The organism is Gluconacetobacter brunescens, from assembly GCF_048695475.1.
Lineage (GTDB): Bacteria > Pseudomonadota > Alphaproteobacteria > Acetobacterales > Acetobacteraceae > Gluconacetobacter.
In genome coordinates, this window is the sequence record NZ_JBLHEN010000001.1 from 345,838 (window position 1) to 363,336 (window position 17,499).

Consider the following 17,499-nt stretch of genomic DNA (forward strand, 5'->3'; position numbering starts at 1 on the left):
ATGTCATGACGGTCGCGGTTTCGGGCGCGCATATGCGCACGGTTCTGGACATCATGCGGCAGGCGGCGGCGGAGCGGATCATGCCGTCCTTCCGCCATCTGGGCGCGGATGCCATCCGCTGCAAGACCAGCAAGCTGGATGTGGTGACGGTGGCCGACGAGGCGGCCGAACATGACATGACCGAGGCTTTTCTGCGTCTTTCGCCCGGCGCGGTGGTGATCGGCGAGGAAGCGGTCTGCGCCCGGCCCGCCCTGGTGGATGCGATCGAGGACGCGGATCTGGCCTATGTGATCGACCCGATCGACGGGACGGCGAATTATGCGGCCGGGGTGCCGCTGTTCGGCGTCATGGTGGCGATCCTGCGTCGGGGCGAGGTGATCGGGGCGGCGATTCTCGATCCGGTCTGCAATGTCGCGGCGCTGGCGGTGCGTGGCGAAGGGGCGTGGCTGGTGGGGCCGGACGATGCCGAGCGGCCGTTACGCTGCGCGCCGCCGGTGCCGGCGGCCGAGATGTGCGGCAATGCCTCGTGGCGCTATCTGCCGCGTCCGGTACGCGACCTGGTGGCCCGTAACCTGCCGCGCGTGATGGGGTCGTGGGATTTCCGCTGTGCGGCGCAGGAATATCTGATGCTGGTGGACGGGAAATGCCACTTCCTGCTCTTCAACCGCACCATGCCGTGGGACCATCTGGCCGGCTGGCTGATCCATCGCGAGGCCGGCGGCTATTGCGCCCATTTCGATGGATCGCCCTATTGCGTGACCGACCGTGCCGGGGGTCTGCTTTATGCCCCCGACCGGGCAAGCTGGCAGGATCTGCGGGACCTGCTGCTGGATCCGGGCTGATTTTTGGTCAGGCTTTGCCTTCGCGCTCCTGCCGCTTCACCGCCTGCCAGGCGGCCTCCATGTCGGCCAGCGTGCTGTCGGCCGGGGTCATGCCGCGCTCGGCCAGATGCTGTTCGACCCCGGTGAAACGGCGGGTGAATTTGGCGTTGGCCTGACGCAGGCAGGCTTCCGGGTCCAGGTCCAGCTTGCGGGCCAGGGTGGCGAGGGTGAACAGCACGTCGCCCAGTTCGTCGGCGATTCGGTCGCGGTCGCCCGAATCGAGCTCGACTTTCAGTTCGGCGATTTCTTCGTCCACCTTTTCGGCGACGTCCTTGGCGTCGGGCCAGTCGAATCCGACGCGGGCGGCGCGGGCCGAGAGTTTGCGCGCGCGCAGCAGGGCGGGAAGGGCGGTGGGAATGCCGGCCAGTGTGCCGCGCTCGCGCCGGGCGAGGCGTTCCTGTTCCTTGCCGTCTTCCCACTGGCCGGGGGCCAGGGCGGCATCGCCGAAGACGTGGGGATGGCGGCGGACCATCTTGTCGCCGATCATGCCGGCGATTGTCGCGAAATCGAACCGGCCGGCCTCTTCGCCCATGCGGGCGTGGTACACTACCTGGAGCAGCAGGTCGCCCAGTTCGTCGGGCAGGGCGGCCCAGTCCTGCCGGGCGATGGTGTCTTCGACCTCGTAGGCTTCCTCGATCGCGTAGGGGGCGATCGAGGCGAAATCCTGCTCGCGGTCCCACGGGCAGCCGCTGACGGGGTCGCGCAGGCGGGCCATGATGTCGAGAAGGCGCGTGAGGGCCTGGGCGGCGTCGGACATCCGGGGGCTCCGTGCTGGTGTCGGCGGGATCGTTTCTCTCTGCACCGGCGAGGCGGGCGCGTCCAGCGTGACGCGGGGCCGGGAGGCACTGGCTGGCGGGGCAGGCAGGGATTATAGTCCCGCGCCCAGGATGGGGGATATCATGGACGGACAGGCGACGGTTTTCATTGACGGCGAGGCGGGCACGACGGGGCTGGGCATTCGCCAGCGCCTCGACGCGCTGCCGGTGACGGTGCGTTCGATTGCGCCGGAGCACCGCAAGGATGCCGCCGCCCGTCGTGCGATGATGGAATCGGTCGATCTGGTGGTGCTGTGCCTGCCCGATGCGGCTTCGCGCGAGGCTGCGGCGATGGCGGCGGAGATCGCGGCTTCCGGTGGTCGGGCGCCCCGGCTGCTGGATGCTAGCACGGCGTTTCGTGTCGATCCGGACTGGGTCTACGGGTTTCCGGAAATGGGGGAAGGGTGTGCGGCGCAGGTCGCTGGGGCGGCGCGGGTTTCGAACCCCGGCTGTTATCCGACTGGGGCGATCGCGCTGCTGCGGCCGTTGGTTCAGGCCGGGCTGCTTGCCCCTGATACGCCGCTGACGATCAATGCGGTGAGCGGCTATAGCGGCGGCGGAAAGGCGATGATCGAGGCGCATGAGCGCGAGGGGGGGCCGGCTTTCCTGCTGTATGGACTGGGGCTGGAGCATAAGCATCTGCCCGAGATTACCCGTTATGCGGGGCTGACCCGTGCGCCCGTGTTTGTTCCGTCGGTCGGGCATTTTCCGCAGGGGATGATCGTCTCCGTGCCGCTGCATCTGGATATGTTGGCCCAGCCGGCGATGGGCGGCGACCTGCGGACGGTGCTGGCCGATTTCTATGCCGGTTCGGACCGGATCAGTGTGGCGGAACCCATGCCGGACCTCTCCGCCGAGACGCTGGCGGGAACCGACCTGATGGAATTGCGGGTCCATGCCAACGAATCGCGGCGACAGGCGGTGCTGACCGCGCGGCTGGATAATCTGGGCAAGGGGGCTTCGGGCGCCGCGATCCAGAATATCGCCCTGATGCTGGGGGTGGCGGCGCCCGCGCCCCACGCCGGGTGATCGTTTGCCGGGGGATCGTTTGATCGTTCCTGCGTGATTGCCTGCCGGGCCGGTTTGCTGATAAGGAGGCCCGCAGGCGAGAGTGACGGAACGGTAGACGTAGTCGGCTCAAAATCGACCGCCGCAAGGCATAGGGGTTCGAGTCCCCTCTCTCGTACCATTTCTCCGGACCGGATGATGTCTGCTCTCTCTCCCGACGCGATCGCGAAGCCGGGCGTGCGCCCCGCCAATCCCTGTTTTTCCTCCGGCCCGTGCGCCAAGCGTCCGGGATGGTCGCTGGATGCGCTCTCCGGCGCGCTGCTGGGCCGCTCGCATCGCGCGCCCGAGGGGCGGGCACGGCTGAACGAGGTCATTACCCGCTCGCGCGCCATTCTCGGCCTGCCGGATGACTGGAAGCTGGGGATCGTGCCGGCGTCGGATACCGGCGCGGTGGAGATGGTGCTGTGGTCGCTGGTCGGCGAACGGCCGGTCGATGTGCTGGCGTTCGAGAGTTTCTCGGCGACGTGGGCCGACGATATCATTAACCAGTTGCATGCGCCGGCCGCGCGGGTGCTGAAGGCCGGCTATGGCCGTCTGCCCGATCTGGGGCAGGTGGACTGGGCGCATGACGTGGTGCTGGCGTGGAACGGCACGACGTCCGGCGTGCGTATTCCCGATGGTGCGGCGATTCCCGTGGAGCGCGACGGGCTGGTGATCTGCGATGCCACCTCGGCCGCCTTCGCGATGGATCTACCGTGGGATCGGCTGGATGTGGTGACCTGGTCCTGGCAGAAGGTGCTGGGCGGCGAGGCGGCGCATGGCATGCTGGCCCTGTCGCCGCGTGCGGTGCGCCGGCTGGAAGAGATGCCGCCGCCGCGTCCGCTGCCGAAGATCTTCCGCCTGACGGCGAAGGGGCGGCTGATCGAAGGCATCTTCAAGGGCGATACGATCAATACGCCCTCAATGCTCTGCGTCGAGGACGCACTGGACGGGCTGCGCTGGGCCGAGGCCATTGGCGGGCTGCCGGCGCTGATTGCCCGCAGCCAGGCCAATCTGGCGGTGGTGGCGGATTGGGTCGCGCGGTCGGATTGGGCCTCTTTCCTGGCTGCTGATCCGGCCGAGCGGTCCAGCACCGCGATCTGCCTGACAATCGTGGCGCCCTGGTTCGTGGCGCTGGATGCGGCGACGCAGGCCAAGGCGGCCAAGCGGATTGTCAGTCTGCTGGAAGCCGAGGGCGTGGGGCTGGATATCGGCAGCTATCGCGATGCGCCGCCGGGGCTGCGGCTGTGGGGCGGCGCGACCGTCGAGGCCGACGATCTGCGTGCATTGATGCCGTGGCTGGACTGGGCCGAAGCCGAAATACGCTCAGAGTTCGCCTGAGCCCGCGCGTGGGCTGACGAATGGCCGCAAGGATGATATAGGCGCGCGCATGACGGACGATCCGCCTCCCAATCCCGCCCTGCTGCCCGCAGGCTTTGTCGATCTGCTGCCTTCCGACGCCGAGGCCGAGGCCGCCGGCATGGAGAGCCTGATGCGGGTCTTCGCTTCGCATGGCTACAGCCGGGTGAAGCCGCCTCTGCTGGAATTCGAGGACACGCTGCTGAGCGGGTCCGGCGCGGCGGTGGCCGACCAGGCGTTTCGTCTGATGGACCCGGACACGCGGCGCATGATGGCGCTGCGGCCCGATATCACGCCGCAGATCGCACGGATTGCCGCGACGAGGCTGGCCGATGCGCCGCGCCCGCTGCGCCTGTCCTATACCGGGCTGTGCGTGCAGGCGAGTGGCGGGGCGCGGGAGAGCGACCGGCAGATTTCCCAGGCCGGCATCGAACTGATCGGGCCGGATACGCCCGAAGCCGATGCCGAAGTGGTGGCGCTGGGTGCCGAGGCGCTGGCGGCGCTGGGGGTGCCCGGTGTGTCGTTCGACCTCACGATGCCGCCGCTGGCGCCGGCGCTGATTGCGGAAGTGGGCTTTACGCCCGCCGAGCGGCAGGCGCTGATGCGGGCGCTGGATCGCAAGGACGCGGCGGCGGTGGCGAAGCTGGCCGGTGGGCTGGCACCGGTGTTGACCGAATTGCTGCATGCGGCCGGGCCGGCCGAGCGGGCGCTGTCGGTGCTGGGCAGGCTGGTGCTGCCCGCGCCGGTTCGGGTGCTGAGCGAGCGTCTGGCCGCCACCTTTGCCGCGATCAAGGCGCGGGTGCCGGACATTCGCCTGACCATTGATCCGGTCGAATTCCGGGGACTGCATTATCATACCGGCGTCTGCGTGACGGTTTATGCCCGTGGGCAGCATGAAGAGCTGGGACGTGGCGGGCGCTATGTCTCCAATAATGACGAGCCGGCCTGTGGCCTGACGCTGCGTCCCGAGGCGCTACTGCGCGCGGCGCCCGCCCGGGCCGGCCGGGTGCGCGTGTTCCTGCCCGTGGGGAGCGATCCGGCGGTTGGCAAACGGCTGCGGGCCGAGGGCTATGCGACCGTCGATGGGCTGGTGTCCGTCGCGGACAGCGAGGCCGAGGCGCGGCGGCTGGAATGCGATATGATCGTGGCCGGCGACGGAGTGGTGGCGCTGAACTGACGCGCCTGTTAAGCCGGGCGGCTGGACGGCCTGTGTCGCCTCTTTTTATTTTTATGTGTTGCGTCCCGGCTGGACTGTTTTTCTGAGGAGCTTCTGATGTCCAACGTCACCGTGATCGGCGCCCAGTGGGGTGACGAGGGGAAGGGCAAGATCGTCGACTGGCTTGCCAGCCGGGCGGATATCGTCGTCCGTTTCCAGGGCGGGCACAATGCCGGCCATACGCTGGTGGTCGGTGACCAGACCTACAAGCTGTCGCTGCTGCCCTCCGGCCTGGTGCGCGGCAAGATGGGCGTGATCGGCAACGGCGTCGTCGTCGACCCCGAGGCCCTGCTGAAGGAAATCGACCGAGTGACGGCGCAGGGGTTGAAGGTGACGCCGGAGACGCTGCGCATCGCCGAGAACGTGCCGCTGATCCTGCCGGTGCATGGTGCGATCGACCGGGCCCGCGAAGAGGCACGCGGCGCGCGCAAGATCGGGACCACCGGCCGTGGTATCGGCCCGGCCTATGAGGACAAGGTGGCGCGTCGGGCCATCCGTCTGTGCGATCTGGCCGAGCCGGAGACGCTGGAGTGGAAGCTGGACGAACTGCTGCTGCATCACAACACGCTGCTGGCCGGGCTGGGGGCGCCGACCTTCACCAAGGCCGCGCTGCTGGAGCACATGAACGCTCTGGCCCCGCGCGTGCTGCCCTACATGGACACGGTGTGGGATCTGCTGGACGACGCGCGCCGGGCCGGCCGCCGCATTCTGTTCGAAGGCGCACAGGCGGTGATGCTGGATGTCGATCACGGGACCTATCCGTTCGTCACCAGTTCCAACACCATCGCGGCCAATGCGGCGACGGGCAGCGGTGTGGGGCCGGGCACGGTCGGTTTCGTACTGGGCATCGCCAAGGCCTATTCGACCCGCGTGGGCGAGGGGCCGTTCCCCAGCGAGCTGCATGACGAGATGGGGCGTACGCTGGGCACGCGGGGGCATGAGTTCGGCACCGTGACCGGTCGCCCGCGCCGCTGTGGCTGGTTCGACGCCATGCTGGTGCGCCGTGCGGTGCGCGTTGGCGGCATCAACGGGCTGGCGCTGACCAAGCTGGACGTTCTGGACGGGCTGCCGGAGATCAAGGTCTGCGTCGGCTATGAACTGGACGGTAAGGAAATCCGCAGCTTCCCCTCGGCTCCGGCGGCGCAGGCGCGTGTGACCCCGGTTTATGAGACGATGGAAGGCTGGACCGACAGCACCCGTGGCGCGCGTTCCTGGGCCGACCTGCCGGCACAGGCGATCAAGTATGTGCGCCGGATCGAGGAACTGGTCGAAGCGCCGGTGACGCTGCTCTCCACCAGCCCCGAGCGCGACGACACCATCCTGATGCGCGACCCGTTCGAGGGCTGAGGCTCATACGAAAAGGGCCGGACCTGATGGTCCGGCCCTTTTTTGTTGGGTCGTATGGCCGGTGGTCAGGCCGCGCTGGCACCGCGATGGGCTTCGACTTCCGCCTTCATCGCGGCCTGGACCTTCTCGAAAGCCCGGACCTCGATCTGGCGCACCCGCTCGCGCGAGATGTTGTAGGTGTGCGACAGGTCTTCCAGCGTTGACGGTTCGTCCTTCAGCCGGCGTTCGGTAAGGATGTGCCGCTCGCGCTCGTTCAGGGTTTTCAGCGCGTTGTCCAGCAGGGCCTTGCGGCCGCTGAATTCCTCGCTTTCCGCCAGCGTTTCTTCCTGGTTGTCGTGGTCGTCGACCAGCCAGTCCTGCCATTCGCCTTCGCTGTCGGCGCGGAGCGGGGCGTTCAGGCTGTGATCGGGCGCCGACAGCCGGCGGTTCATGTTGATCACGTCCTGTTCCGGCACGCCCAGCGACTTGGCGATCTGGTTCACCTGCTCGGGTTGCAGATCGCCGTCATCGATGGCCTGCATCTGGCCCTTCAGGCGGCGCAGATTGAAGAACAGCTTCTTCTGGGCGGCGGTGGTGCCCATTTTGACCAGCGACCAGCTATGCAGGATATATTCCTGGATCGCGGCGCGGATCCACCACATGGCATAGGTCGCCAGCCGGAAGCCGCGATCGGGATCGAAGCGGCGAACCGCCTGCATCATCCCGATATTGCCCTCGCTGATCAGCTCGCCCAGCGGCAGGCCATAGCCGCGATATCCCATCGCGATCTTGGCGACCAGCCGCAGGTGCGAGGTGACCAGCGCATGCGCGGCCTTGGTATCGCCCTTGTCCCGCCAGCTCCGCGACAGACGCTGCTCGTCTTCCGGCGAGAGCATCGGAAACTTGCGGATATCCTGGAGGTACCTTGAAAGGTTGGTCTCGGGACCAACATTGAGAACAGAAGAGGCCATTGGTCGGACTCCTTTTCCCTGAGGGAGGCCATGTCCCGCTGATGTCCTAAAGGCACATCTGGCGACAGGGTTGCATGGCCGGCCCGTATGGCGCTTGGATGGACTTCACGTCCCCGCGTGGCACCCCCTCCGAGGGCCGCACCATCGCGGGACGTCCATTCCGACGGTAGCGTCACCCGTCGAAGCATGGACCAAGCCTATCGGCCCGGTCTGGGAGCGTCAAGGAAGCTCCTCGGATATTGCCTTAAAACTAAGCAATCTTTGCCAGGATCGCCTTGAAATCGGCCGGTGGGGCGGTTTCGAACAGCATGGTCTCGCCGGTGCGGGGATGGGTGAAGCCCAGCCGCGCGGCGTGCAGGGCCTGGCGCGGGAAATCCAGCGCGGCGCGTTTTGCGTCCTCCGGCAGGGTGCGCGCGGCGGCGGGGATACGGCGCAGATAGACCGGATCGCCGACCAGCGGGTGCCCGCCATGCGAGAAATGGACGCGGATCTGATGGGTGCGGCCGGTCGCCAGCCGGCACTCCACCAGGCTGAGCGCGCCATGATAGGTGGACAGGGTACGGTAGTGCGTGAGTGCCGCCTTGCCGCCATGGGTGACCACGGCCATGCGCTTGCGGTCGCGCTTGTCGCGGCCGATCGCGCCTTCGAACCCGCCGCTGGCCGGGGTCATCAACCCCCATGCCAGGGCCAGGTAGGTGCGGTCGATATCACGGGTCGCGAAAGCATCGGACAGGGCTTTGTGGGCCTGTTCGGTCTTGGCGACGACCATGACCCCCGAGGTGTCCTTGTCCAGCCGGTGGACGATGCCGGGGCGCCGCTCGCCGCCGATTCCCGTCAGGCTGTCGCCGCAATGGGCCAGCAGGGCGTTGACCAGCGTGCCGTCCTCGTTGCCCGGTGCCGGATGCACCACCAGCCCGGCGGGCTTGTCGAGCACGATCAGGTCGGCATCCTCGTACAGAATGGCGAAGGGGATGGTCTGGGCCTGGGGCGTGGCGGGGATTGCCGGGGGAACCCTGATTTCATAACACAGGCCGGGCCGCACCGGATCGGCGGGCTCGCGCAGGATCTGGCCGTCGCGGAGCACGTGGCCGGCTTCCATCAGGGCCTTGACGCGCGAGCGCGACAGCGTATCGAGCGCATCGGCCAGGAAGCGGTCGGTTCGCTGGCCGGCATGTTCTTCGGTCGCGGTGACGCGGGCAGGGGGCGTGTCGTCGATCATGCACGGCTCTTAACGGAAATCGCCCGGCTGGAACATCATGCCGGGCCAGGATGGATCAAGACAATCATGAGTGGACAGGGCGTGAGTGGATCGGGGCCGGGCGTGGGGGCCTCGAGGGGGCTGCTGGCCGCCGTGATCGGCATGGGGGTACTGCTGGCGGTGGGTTCGCTGGTGCTGGTCGGCGTACTGGTCCATCGGATATCCCACCCGAAGCCGGCAGCGATTGCGCGGACTGCTGCCGAACCGGCTGTGCTGCCGGTGGGCGATTATGGCGAACTGGTGCTGGGTGAACCCGCAGGCACGCATGTGGCCGGTCTGACCCGGCAGGGCGAGGGGCTGCTGGCGGTGGCGCTGACCGGCGGTGGGCCGGACCGGGTGCTGTTGTGGGATGTCCAGAATCGGCGGATCATTGGCCGTCTGGTTGTGAGTCCGGTGGCTGCTCAGGTCGTGCCCGCTCCGTAATCGCCTGAAAAGCTTCGATCTTGGAAAAAAAGTGCTGCAAGCCGATTTTCCTGCTTTGGGTGGGTTGCGTCCCCTCTCGCGATGTCATAGAAGCTGCCTCGTCCAACGTCCCGTTCGTCTAGAGGCCTAGGACACCGCCCTTTCACGGCGGTAACACGGGTTCGAATCCCGTACGGGACGCCACTGACTTGGTTGGTGGCATAATGGCTGCTTGATAAAAGCAGCCATCGACAGATGTGCAGGCGCTCTTTCTGAGCATCATATGCACAGGTATCAGTATATTTCCAACACAGTATTCTGTGGGACGGCCTGAGCCGCCCCGCCTGCTTTATTCCGGTATGAATTCGAGTCGGGCGAAGCCGAGTTTTCCGAGGGCTTTGCAGATTTGAAGCACGTAGGCCGGCTTGCGGCGCAATAGCCACAAAATGCCGTAAACCGATAATTGCGACAATGCGATAAAATAGATGCTGATGCGGGTTGCCATCTTGTGGGAACTGATCGCCATGCGGACTTCGGCCGAATGCCGGGAACTCCGTTGAACCCGCCGACACATATAGCGAAAGCTCAGCCGACCGATTTCATTGAATTCGATGACATGGGCGCCAGCACACCACACGAATCGCCTGCCAGCCTGTGCCAGACGCAGGAGGAGCAATGTATCCTCACCTCCGGAGCGTCCGAACGCTTCGTCGAACGGCTTTTCCTCTGAAAAACAGGAAGAGCGTCTCAGCATGACATTCGCCGTGCTGACCCCGCGGGGACGGGGAGGGAACCATTTCAGCGGCTCGATCGTCGTGCCGTCGGGCAGTCCGAAATCCGTGCTGTAATAGCGGCCCTGCGGGTCCCAGTCCGGGGCGGAGCCGCCTTCGAAAATCGGGTAGATCGCGCCGAAACTGGCATCGGCCCCCGTTCGGGCAAGGCATCGATAATGGGCCATCAGCCAATCGGGCTCGGGTGCCTCGTCGTCATCGACGAATGCGATGAACGCGCCCTTCGCCGCCTCGACGCCAAGATTGCGCGCCTCGGCGATATTGCGGTCGCCAGCCGCGACATGACGCAGCGGGATCTGGCTGTCGAACGCCGAGACCACCGGTGCGGCCAGGCGGGCGGGATGGTTATCGGCGACAACGATCTCCCATGAGATCCCGGCATCGACCCGTTGCGCCAGGCAGGCCTGGAGGGTGCGTTCCAGCAAATTCAGGCGGTCGTAACATGGAACCACGATGCTGATATCGATGGTGGAGGGGACCAATGCCTGCTCCGAAGCCTCTGTCATGGGTTTATTAATTCCTCACCGTTTTCAATGGGATACGATCGTCGTGCGATGCTAACACAGTCATGAGGCATGGGTAGGTACCTCCAGATGTGGAAGCGGTTGCCGGGCAGGAGAGGGCTTGCGCGGACCATTGGCCTGCCGTCACGCCGTCATGATTAATGGACGAGAGGCGCATCGTGCGCATGGGCAGACAAGGTGACGGTGGCCGATCCTTCCCACGGTTTCCGCGCCGGATCGAGCATGATTTGCTGCCTGTTCCAGCAAGTCAGGTCGAATAATGAAAAATAGAGCGCCACAGCCAGCAAGCCATTATTGCTGAAGAGATTGGACTCCGTGAAATTATGAATACTCAGGGCCAGTAGAAAGGCAAGGTGGAAGAATGCCACGGGCTTGGTCATGGTCGCCGGGTGCGGCCTGTTCCGCACCGGCGTTTTGGCGATCGCCCTTATGGCCAATATGATTGCATAAATCAGGACCCCGACGCCCAGGGTAAATCCGACCAGGCCGCCTGTCGCCATCAGGTCGATGTAGCCCTGGTGGCCTTCGTTGATATGAACCTCGCTGCCGAACCACATGGATGTCTTCAAACTGGGCTGAACGGCGGGGTTGATGGCCCAGAATGAATAGAAACCGGCCCCGAACCATGGGCGCTTCTGGATTTCGAGGAGCATGAAGGTCCAGAGATCCGTGCGCCCCGTAAAAGTCATGTTCCGGAAAAGAAGCATCGGGTCGTTACTGGTCGTGGTGCACCAGATCAGATAGCCGAAGATCGCGCTGATCGCGCAGCCGAAGGTGCCGCAGGCTATGGCGATCGCCGTCACTCTGCGGGTGCGGACGAGGGTGGAAAATAGCCATAGCAGTCCCGGAATCACGAGGATGATGGCGAGACAGGTCTTGGAGCGGCTTGCGAGAAGAAGGGCCAGCAGCAAGACGTTTCCGCCCAGCGTCAACCAACGCTCCCGGCGACCGAGGCCACAAAAAAGCAGTGTTCCGCCTGCCAGAAGGCCATACATCATGATCAGGCCGGTCAGATTCTTCTGAGGCTGCAAGCCGGCCAGGCCTTCGTCGGTCATGGCATAACCGGGCATGATGACCCACGTTATCAGGTCGGCGCATGCTGTGATGACGCAGCTCAGAAAGATGCAGCGAATCAGAAGCAGCCTGTCACGTATGGAGCAAGTCAATGTTGCCACAAGGATAATCTGCACCCATGCGAGCAGGACCCGGCGCTTCGAAGCATCGGGATCGAGTGCCCAGAACGTGCTGCACGTAAAGTAAATGAACAGGGCGACAAGGGGCCAGGCGGCCTTGAACGTGTCTTGCAACCTGCTCCACCTGACCCTGATCAGGGGAAGGGCCGCGGCCAGAAGGGCTAGCCATATGAAACGATTGATAGGATTGACGGAATCCGTATCGCTGACCGTCAGGGCGTCGCGATGAAAATTGGGAATGCCTATCACCGAGTACAGCAGCGTGAGCAGGAGAACCCAAGCAGAGAGGCGATGGACCCAGCCTGGTTCCTTGTATGTTTCCATGCGTGTACCTGCTACTGTAGCGGCGTGGGACGCGAAGGCATGCCCGTGCCGTGCTTCTTTATTCCGTCGTCCACGTCAAGTCATGAACGTCTTGTGTCTCCAGGAGTGTCAGACCGTCGTTAATCAGGCCGATCTGCATGATCTATCCATTCCGCCCCCACTTTCCCAGACCTGTTTGCACCTATGTCCGGCCGATCGAGCCACATGCGTGCCAACAGGTCCTGTTTCTCTAGAATCGCAACTTTTCTTCGAATTTCTATAGTTTCCATCGCATGACGGTAGAGGCAGGCCAGGAGGCCGTTTTCATGAAAGTGCTCGTAACGGGAAGCAATGGCTTTCTTGGAAAAGCCGTCGTGAACATTTTGGGTGCAAGGCCCGACATGCAGGTGCTGGCCACAGCGCGCCAGCCGAACGATAACACGCTCAGGTTGGATGTTACAGAGGATGCGGCGATGCAAGCCCGTATTCTGCACGATGTCGACTGTGTGGTGCATTGCGCCGTGGGCGGTGCGGATGTGGTGATAGCCGGCACGCGGAAGCTGCTTGAAGCCTGCCGCATTGCGGGTGTCAGGCGTGTTGTGCTGATCAGTTCCGTCTCGGTTTATGGTGGGGCCGATGGGAGCGTTTCGGAAGCGGCGCCTCGTATCAAGGGAACGTGGTCGAATTACGCGGGCTGGAAAGCCATGGCGGAGGAGGTGGCGGAAGGCTTTCCCGCGCTGGAAATCGTTATCTTGCGACCGACCATTATTTATGGTCCGGATAGCCCACTCTGGGTAACGGATCTGGAGCGCCGTATTCGGAGCGGATATTGGGGCGATTTCGGCAGTGCGGGTGCGGGATCATGTAATCTCGTGCATGTGGATGACGTCGCGGCCGCAGTCGAGGCTGCCCTTGTCGTTCGTGCAGCGGCGGGGCAGGTTTTCAATATCAATGGCCCGGATTGCATCAGTTGGAACAGCTGGTTCCAGAAGGTGGCGAACCTGATCGGATATGGACCATTGCGTCATATCGCGCTGCCGGTTCTCTATGGACGTGTTTTGGTCGCGCTTCCTTTCAAGTTGATCAGGAAACTGTTGCGAACGGACAGGTTCGCCTGGGTCCGCGGTGCGCCTGCAATCAGTGAGCTTGCCCTGTTCAAGCGGAAGGTCTTTTATCCGACAGACAAGGCGAATGAGGTTATGAACTGGTCCGCGCGGATCACGCTGGAAGACGGTCTGGCGACCATACGGTAATCCAAGGTAAAGGTGTCGCGCACGTGACGGAAACGCCGCTTATTTCTATTGTCATCTGTACCTTCAATCGTCCCCAATCTCTGACGCGGCTGATCGATGCGTGCATCGCTCATGCGAGCCCGAATGGATTGCACTTTGAAATCGTGATCGCCGACAACAGCCCTTCGGGCTATGGAAGCGACATTGTGAAGCGCTATGAAGGACAGCCTGTGCCTGTCCGATATGTTAGCGCGCAGCCAGCCAATATTTCGATTGCGCGCAATCGGGGCATCGCAACCGCGAAAGCTGATATCATTGCGTTTCTGGATGATGATGTCACGATCGACGCCGGCTGGCTGGATCGGATGTATGCCACGCTGGATGCCAGCGGCGCTGATTGCGCGCTCTCTGCCGTATCCGCGCGACCGGCTGAGAAACCGCCTGTCTGGGATGAAGAGTGCCGGCAGTTCGTGCGGTCCTGGCCAATGTCGGACGGTACACCCATACCGCTTGGGCGGAGCGGCGGGTGCCCGGTGACCGTGTCCACCAATGCTTCGATATGGAAGCGATGGAGGTGCTTCAAGGGCGCAGCGCCCTTTGATCCGACGTTCGGGAAGTCGGGTGGCGAAGATCTCGACCTCTTTCTTCGGCTTCGAAGAGAGGGTCTGCGCATTGTCTGGTGTGGGTCGGCCGTTGTTTTCGAATGGGTGCCGGCCAATCGCATGCGCTTTCGCTATCTGTTCCTGCGTGCATTTAGTGGCGGGCAGGTTTTTGCTGCCGCTGTCATTCATAACACCGACCATGCAGGGGGGGCGGCCTTAGGTCTCATGCTGCGCGGCCTGCTGCAATGCGTCGGTGGATGCCTGTTACTGCTGTCTCATGTCGTGCCTTATGTCATGCGTGGTACACATCTGACGCCAGCCTTGGCCACGCTGCTGCTTAAAATGGCCGGCGCAGCGGGAAAATGCTTCTGGTTTTACAAAATCCCGCTTTATCCGATCGAAGCTGCCAGCCAGCGCTAAAACTGCCTGACTGCTGGCCGCATATCATCCGTGATGGGCATGAGACGACAGAGCACCGATTGTGACCGTCATAAAAAGACGAACAATGTTAGTCTCATGTCGGGCAATGCTGGTACGCAGAATGGCTATTACAGGAACAGGCTTGCAAGGCCACAGATATCCATTGCCCTCACGATGAAAAATGGAAGAAAGTCATTTGCCTTCGACCTGAATTGCTCAGGAGTGGAAGATACCTCACTTGGGCCGCCAACCTTGACCATGCTCCATTACTATGTCTGCAAGGGCATATGACCTGGAATCCGATCCTGAGCATCGTTCAGGACTGCCGAGTCCTGCGTCTTCTTCAGAACCTCCTTCGTATTTTTTGGAGCGGTTTTTCGACAAAGTGGAAAATGAGTGCCGCCCAGATCGAGGATAGGAACAGAACGATCAATGCAAAAATGATCTTATGTGATGGAGCCAAGTTGTGTGATTCGAACGCTAGGATGATGACATAGTGAATGAGATATATATTGTAAGACCACACACCTATCATGCGTGAGATCGTCCAGTTTAGTGGACGGAAGATTATCAAATTTGGCATCGTTACCGAAAAATGGAATAACGGAAGCAGAGCAATCCCTTGAATGGTGTATCTCCATGTCGATCTGAAACTATCTTCTTGAAAAAGAAGGCTAAAAATCAAAAATAAAATTGAAGAAAATATTATAGAATAGACTAAAATATAGTTATTTTGTTGTTTTATTTTATATTTATTTTGCAATATAGCGAGAAGGCATCCAAATATCAAACTATCGAACCGCGTGTCCGTCAGAGTGTAAATGGTCCATTCCGTATCATGTAGAAAAAATAACCTGATATATCGCCATATGAGCAAAAGAACGGCCAATCCGGCGATCTGTACGATATGGACTCTATTTTTCATGAATAAAATAAAGACAGTCGGCCAGATCAGATAAAAATGTTCTTCTACTGATAAGGACCACAAGACGCTTAGACCATCTATGGGATGGGCGTTCCCGTATATCGAAAAATAGTTGAAGAAGAAAAAGAGCTGACTGGTCAAGGTCAATGGATCAATAGTGCCGTGCGCGGCGCCGAGTAGAACGAGAATGATCGCTGCGGCTATGCACAGGAGCAGAGAAGGGGTCAGCCGCAAGGCTCTGCGGATATAGAAATTCCTTAGCGATATGGTCCCGTTCTTGTCATGTTCTCTGAACATGAGGGTAGTTATGATGAATCCCGACAGGAAAAAGAAAATTGTAACGCCAAAGCCGCCCGGTATGAGCTTGGACACGCCTGCGTGGCTGAATAAGACAATGATGATGGAAATGGCCCGTATCCCATCCAACGATGGAATATAAGAAGATTTCGTCACGTTTCCTGGCATGAATGCACGCTGTGTCCTTCATCACGGTGCAGAAGGCTCGATTCTCGACAGATCGTCATGATGATCGGGCTGCGATGGCGGGCAATCTGATGGCAGAATTATGGCGCAGCTTGGCCGGCCCTTCCAGAGGGGAGGCGCACAGTGGCCAAGGGAATCTGGTGAAGCTTTCACGCGGTGATAAGGCTTGGCTGGAAGTCGTCATCCGAAGAAGCGGCTTTTTGCTGACCCGGCACGGATTGCTTTTCAAGCGGCCGCCCAGACACACTACGCTCCACTCCACAGCGACAATAAGCCGTGGCCATCACGCCGCCCGATCTCGCTCCAGCGTCTCCGTCAGCGGGTGCGGGACGGGGCTCCGTAGTGCAATCGGTCGACGAGTGGAATGCTGCTCCACTCAGAGTTGCAGGATTCTACCAGAATCCGAACTCTCAATTGTTGATCAGCGTTTTTCTGGCCCTGAAAAGGAGACACTGAACCACATGCGGATACCCGCATAGGAATGTAGCAATCTTATGAATCCGGTCACCAAGCGGAGAACTGGGACTGAAGAAACGTTTCAGTATGGGAATGCTCGCCGTAAAAGGACACAATGACAATCAACATGATTGCAAATGTTGGAATAATCAACCGGGATGGCATGGGAATGAGTATGCGACTAGATGTCCAGGCGACTGAAACGCCGAGAATACCCCCTAATACGACCTCGGTAGGCGTGTGCGAATGAAGCATGAGGCGCGTATAGGACAATGCGCAGGCAACCAGGACCGGAATCGGCAAATAGGCAAATACGTTCGTTCTTTTGCGAAAAATCAGAAAGTTGAGGAGACTGCCATAGATCGCGCTGCCGGCCGAGACATGGCCGCTGACGCTGAGTGCCCGGCCGGGGCTGGCAAAAAGATACGCCCATTCCAGACCCATGAGCTTGGCCATCATCAATATGGCTAACGCCGTACCTGACAGGGCCCCCCAGACGATGGCACCACGCATCCATCCAAAGGCTGCAAATAGAACAATAGACACGCCGAAAATCGGGAGCAGGACTGCCCCATCTCCAAAATCGGTAACCGCGCGCTCAATGTTTGTCGAATAAAAAATCATATCGGAAGATTGTACAGAATATCTGGGATGTGGGAGCGGCGTTTATTCAAAATTGCTCCAATTATGTTGCCTCGTGATTCCTGTATTCTGTAAATAAGGTCTTTCACATCACTTTTATTTGTTTCCTCTGCGCCGATTACGATAATGGAGGCGTCAACATGGGAAGAAAGTGCCACACCAAGGTATGATTTTCTGAGAGGAGGCGCATCGACCAGAATCAGTTCGAAGGACGGCCGCCACGTCTGAAGCAGTGCGATCCAGTCAGCGGGATGCTTTTGCTGGTCCGCTGTCGCTACGGCAACAGTCAGCGTCGAATCTCTGACCGTGCGGAATCTGACCTGGTCTGCGGAAGGGAGTTCGGCAGCGGGAGGGAGCAGGACAGAAGGCGATAGATGATATTTTCGTGCCAGATCGTCGTCGGTGACGACGGTCGATTCGTCGAGCGACAGGAGAAGCGTGGAAATTCCCATCTCGCCGCCGGCCACGGCTGCGTATTCACGTGTAATGCTGCTTGTGCCGATCCCGGTCTGGGTGGCGATAAACTGTAGAATCGTTGCGTTATTTTTTTGGCGCGGCACCATATAAAGAAGCCGCTTTATTTCGTTTTCCGAAACCAAGTACGCGTGGAGGCCGTTTGTCGTGTCGGCTGTAGCAGGTATGTCGTTCACTAT

16 protein-coding genes and 2 tRNA genes are annotated in these 17,499 nt (G+C 61.4%); 10 read left to right on the forward strand and 8 right to left on the reverse strand.

What is annotated here, in order from left to right:
* Positions 1–5: 5 nt before the first annotated feature.
* Positions 6–842 (forward strand): inositol monophosphatase family protein, encoded by an 837-nt coding sequence (locus ACMAUO_RS01420; RefSeq protein ID WP_420355227.1) that lies wholly within the window; start codon positions 6–8, stop codon positions 840–842.
* A gap of 7 nt (positions 843–849) precedes the next feature.
* Here the strand turns inward: ACMAUO_RS01420 and mazG are convergent, their stop codons facing one another.
* Entirely contained in the window at positions 850–1,638 is a 789-nt protein-coding gene (mazG, locus tag ACMAUO_RS01425) for a nucleoside triphosphate pyrophosphohydrolase (protein WP_420355228.1), read from the reverse strand.
* 142 nt (positions 1,639–1,780) lie between these two features.
* On the opposite strand from mazG, the gene argC reads away from it, so the two are divergent.
* From argC to ACMAUO_RS01450, 5 genes are all read left to right on the forward strand, one after another.
* Positions 1,781–2,725, forward strand: coding sequence for an N-acetyl-gamma-glutamyl-phosphate reductase (gene argC, locus ACMAUO_RS01430; protein WP_420355229.1), 945 nt, complete (start codon positions 1,781–1,783; stop codon positions 2,723–2,725).
* A gap of 76 nt (positions 2,726–2,801) precedes the next feature.
* Positions 2,802–2,885, forward strand: a tRNA-Leu gene (locus ACMAUO_RS01435).
* A gap of 17 nt (positions 2,886–2,902) precedes the next feature.
* Positions 2,903–4,084, forward strand: a complete 1,182-nt coding sequence (locus ACMAUO_RS01440; protein ID WP_420355230.1) for a phosphoserine transaminase — start codon at positions 2,903–2,905, stop codon at positions 4,082–4,084.
* A 49-nt stretch (positions 4,085–4,133) separates the two neighbouring features.
* Complete coding sequence (locus ACMAUO_RS01445; protein ID WP_420355231.1) at positions 4,134–5,279, forward strand: ATP phosphoribosyltransferase regulatory subunit; 1,146 nt, start codon at positions 4,134–4,136, stop codon at positions 5,277–5,279.
* Between the two features lie 96 nt (positions 5,280–5,375).
* Complete coding sequence (locus tag ACMAUO_RS01450; RefSeq protein WP_420355232.1) at positions 5,376–6,665, forward strand: adenylosuccinate synthase; 1,290 nt, start codon at positions 5,376–5,378, stop codon at positions 6,663–6,665.
* A 65-nt stretch (positions 6,666–6,730) separates the two neighbouring features.
* Here the strand turns inward: ACMAUO_RS01450 and rpoH are convergent, their stop codons facing one another.
* Positions 6,731–7,615 (reverse strand): RNA polymerase sigma factor RpoH, encoded by an 885-nt coding sequence (rpoH, locus tag ACMAUO_RS01455; RefSeq protein WP_420355233.1) that lies wholly within the window; start codon positions 7,613–7,615, stop codon positions 6,731–6,733.
* A 250-nt stretch (positions 7,616–7,865) separates the two neighbouring features.
* Positions 7,866–8,834 carry an RluA family pseudouridine synthase gene (locus ACMAUO_RS01460; RefSeq protein WP_420355234.1) on the reverse strand — a complete coding sequence of 323 codons (969 nt, stop codon included), beginning with the start codon at positions 8,832–8,834 and terminating at the stop codon, positions 7,866–7,868.
* Between the two features lie 66 nt (positions 8,835–8,900).
* On the opposite strand from ACMAUO_RS01460, the gene ACMAUO_RS01465 reads away from it, so the two are divergent.
* Positions 8,901–9,296, forward strand: a complete 396-nt coding sequence (locus ACMAUO_RS01465) for a hypothetical protein (protein ID WP_420355235.1) — start codon at positions 8,901–8,903, stop codon at positions 9,294–9,296.
* Between the two features lie 107 nt (positions 9,297–9,403).
* A tRNA-Glu gene (locus tag ACMAUO_RS01470) sits at positions 9,404–9,479 on the forward strand.
* A gap of 145 nt (positions 9,480–9,624) precedes the next feature.
* On the opposite strand, the gene ACMAUO_RS01475 is transcribed toward ACMAUO_RS01470, so the two are convergent.
* Positions 9,625–10,572, reverse strand: coding sequence for a glycosyltransferase family 2 protein (locus ACMAUO_RS01475; RefSeq protein ID WP_420355236.1), 948 nt, complete (start codon positions 10,570–10,572; stop codon positions 9,625–9,627).
* A 155-nt stretch (positions 10,573–10,727) separates the two neighbouring features.
* Positions 10,728–12,107, reverse strand: a complete 1,380-nt coding sequence (locus tag ACMAUO_RS01480; RefSeq protein ID WP_420355237.1) for an O-antigen ligase family protein — start codon at positions 12,105–12,107, stop codon at positions 10,728–10,730.
* 305 nt (positions 12,108–12,412) lie between these two features.
* Here ACMAUO_RS01480 and ACMAUO_RS01485 point away from each other — a divergent pair, with 305 nt between their 5' ends.
* On the forward strand, positions 12,413–13,339 hold the full coding sequence (locus tag ACMAUO_RS01485; RefSeq protein ID WP_420355238.1) for an NAD-dependent epimerase/dehydratase family protein: 927 nt from the start codon (positions 12,413–12,415) through the stop codon (positions 13,337–13,339).
* A gap of 23 nt (positions 13,340–13,362) precedes the next feature.
* Positions 13,363–14,340: a glycosyltransferase family 2 protein gene (locus ACMAUO_RS01490; RefSeq protein WP_420355239.1), complete on the forward strand. Its 978-nt coding sequence runs from the start codon at positions 13,363–13,365 to the stop codon at positions 14,338–14,340.
* Between the two features lie 343 nt (positions 14,341–14,683).
* Here ACMAUO_RS01490 and ACMAUO_RS01495 read toward each other — a convergent pair whose 3' ends face one another.
* The 3 genes from ACMAUO_RS01495 to ACMAUO_RS01505 all read right to left on the reverse strand — a co-directional run bounded on the left by ACMAUO_RS01495 (position 14,684) and on the right by ACMAUO_RS01505 (position 17,496).
* Positions 14,684–15,730, reverse strand: coding sequence for an acyltransferase family protein (locus ACMAUO_RS01495; protein WP_420355240.1), 1,047 nt, complete (start codon positions 15,728–15,730; stop codon positions 14,684–14,686).
* 522 nt (positions 15,731–16,252) lie between these two features.
* Positions 16,253–16,828, reverse strand: a complete 576-nt coding sequence (locus ACMAUO_RS01500) for a phosphatase PAP2 family protein (RefSeq protein ID WP_420355241.1) — start codon at positions 16,826–16,828, stop codon at positions 16,253–16,255.
* Entirely contained in the window at positions 16,825–17,496 is a 672-nt protein-coding gene (locus tag ACMAUO_RS01505) for a P-loop NTPase family protein (protein ID WP_420355242.1), read from the reverse strand. The genes ACMAUO_RS01500 and ACMAUO_RS01505 overlap by 4 nt, the downstream gene beginning before the upstream one ends.
* Positions 17,497–17,499 lie beyond the last annotated feature (3 nt).

Bases quoted from the DNA above. Each gene is read 5' to 3' on its own strand.
- argC (WP_420355229.1), top strand. From the start codon at position 1,781: ATGGACGGACAGGCGACGGTTTTCATTGACGGCGAGGCGGGCACGACG.
- ACMAUO_RS01420 (WP_420355227.1), top strand. From the start codon at position 6: ATGACGGTCGCGGTTTCGGGCGCGCATATGCGCACGGTTCTGGACATC.
- rpoH (WP_420355233.1), bottom strand. From the start codon at position 7,615: ATGGCCTCTTCTGTTCTCAATGTTGGTCCCGAGACCAACCTTTCAAGG.
- ACMAUO_RS01480 (WP_420355237.1), bottom strand. From the start codon at position 12,107: ATGGAAACATACAAGGAACCAGGCTGGGTCCATCGCCTCTCTGCTTGG.
- ACMAUO_RS01475 (WP_420355236.1), bottom strand. From the start codon at position 10,572: ATGACAGAGGCTTCGGAGCAGGCATTGGTCCCCTCCACCATCGATATC.
- ACMAUO_RS01440 (WP_420355230.1), top strand. From the start codon at position 2,903: ATGTCTGCTCTCTCTCCCGACGCGATCGCGAAGCCGGGCGTGCGCCCC.
- ACMAUO_RS01450 (WP_420355232.1), top strand. From the start codon at position 5,376: ATGTCCAACGTCACCGTGATCGGCGCCCAGTGGGGTGACGAGGGGAAG.
- ACMAUO_RS01465 (WP_420355235.1), top strand. From the start codon at position 8,901: ATGAGTGGACAGGGCGTGAGTGGATCGGGGCCGGGCGTGGGGGCCTCG.
- ACMAUO_RS01445 (WP_420355231.1), top strand. From the start codon at position 4,134: ATGACGGACGATCCGCCTCCCAATCCCGCCCTGCTGCCCGCAGGCTTT.
- ACMAUO_RS01500 (WP_420355241.1), bottom strand. From the start codon at position 16,828: ATGATTTTTTATTCGACAAACATTGAGCGCGCGGTTACCGATTTTGGA.
- mazG (WP_420355228.1), bottom strand. From the start codon at position 1,638: ATGTCCGACGCCGCCCAGGCCCTCACGCGCCTTCTCGACATCATGGCC.
- ACMAUO_RS01460 (WP_420355234.1), bottom strand. From the start codon at position 8,834: ATGATCGACGACACGCCCCCTGCCCGCGTCACCGCGACCGAAGAACAT.
- ACMAUO_RS01495 (WP_420355240.1), bottom strand. From the start codon at position 15,730: ATGCCAGGAAACGTGACGAAATCTTCTTATATTCCATCGTTGGATGGG.
- ACMAUO_RS01485 (WP_420355238.1), top strand. From the start codon at position 12,413: ATGAAAGTGCTCGTAACGGGAAGCAATGGCTTTCTTGGAAAAGCCGTC.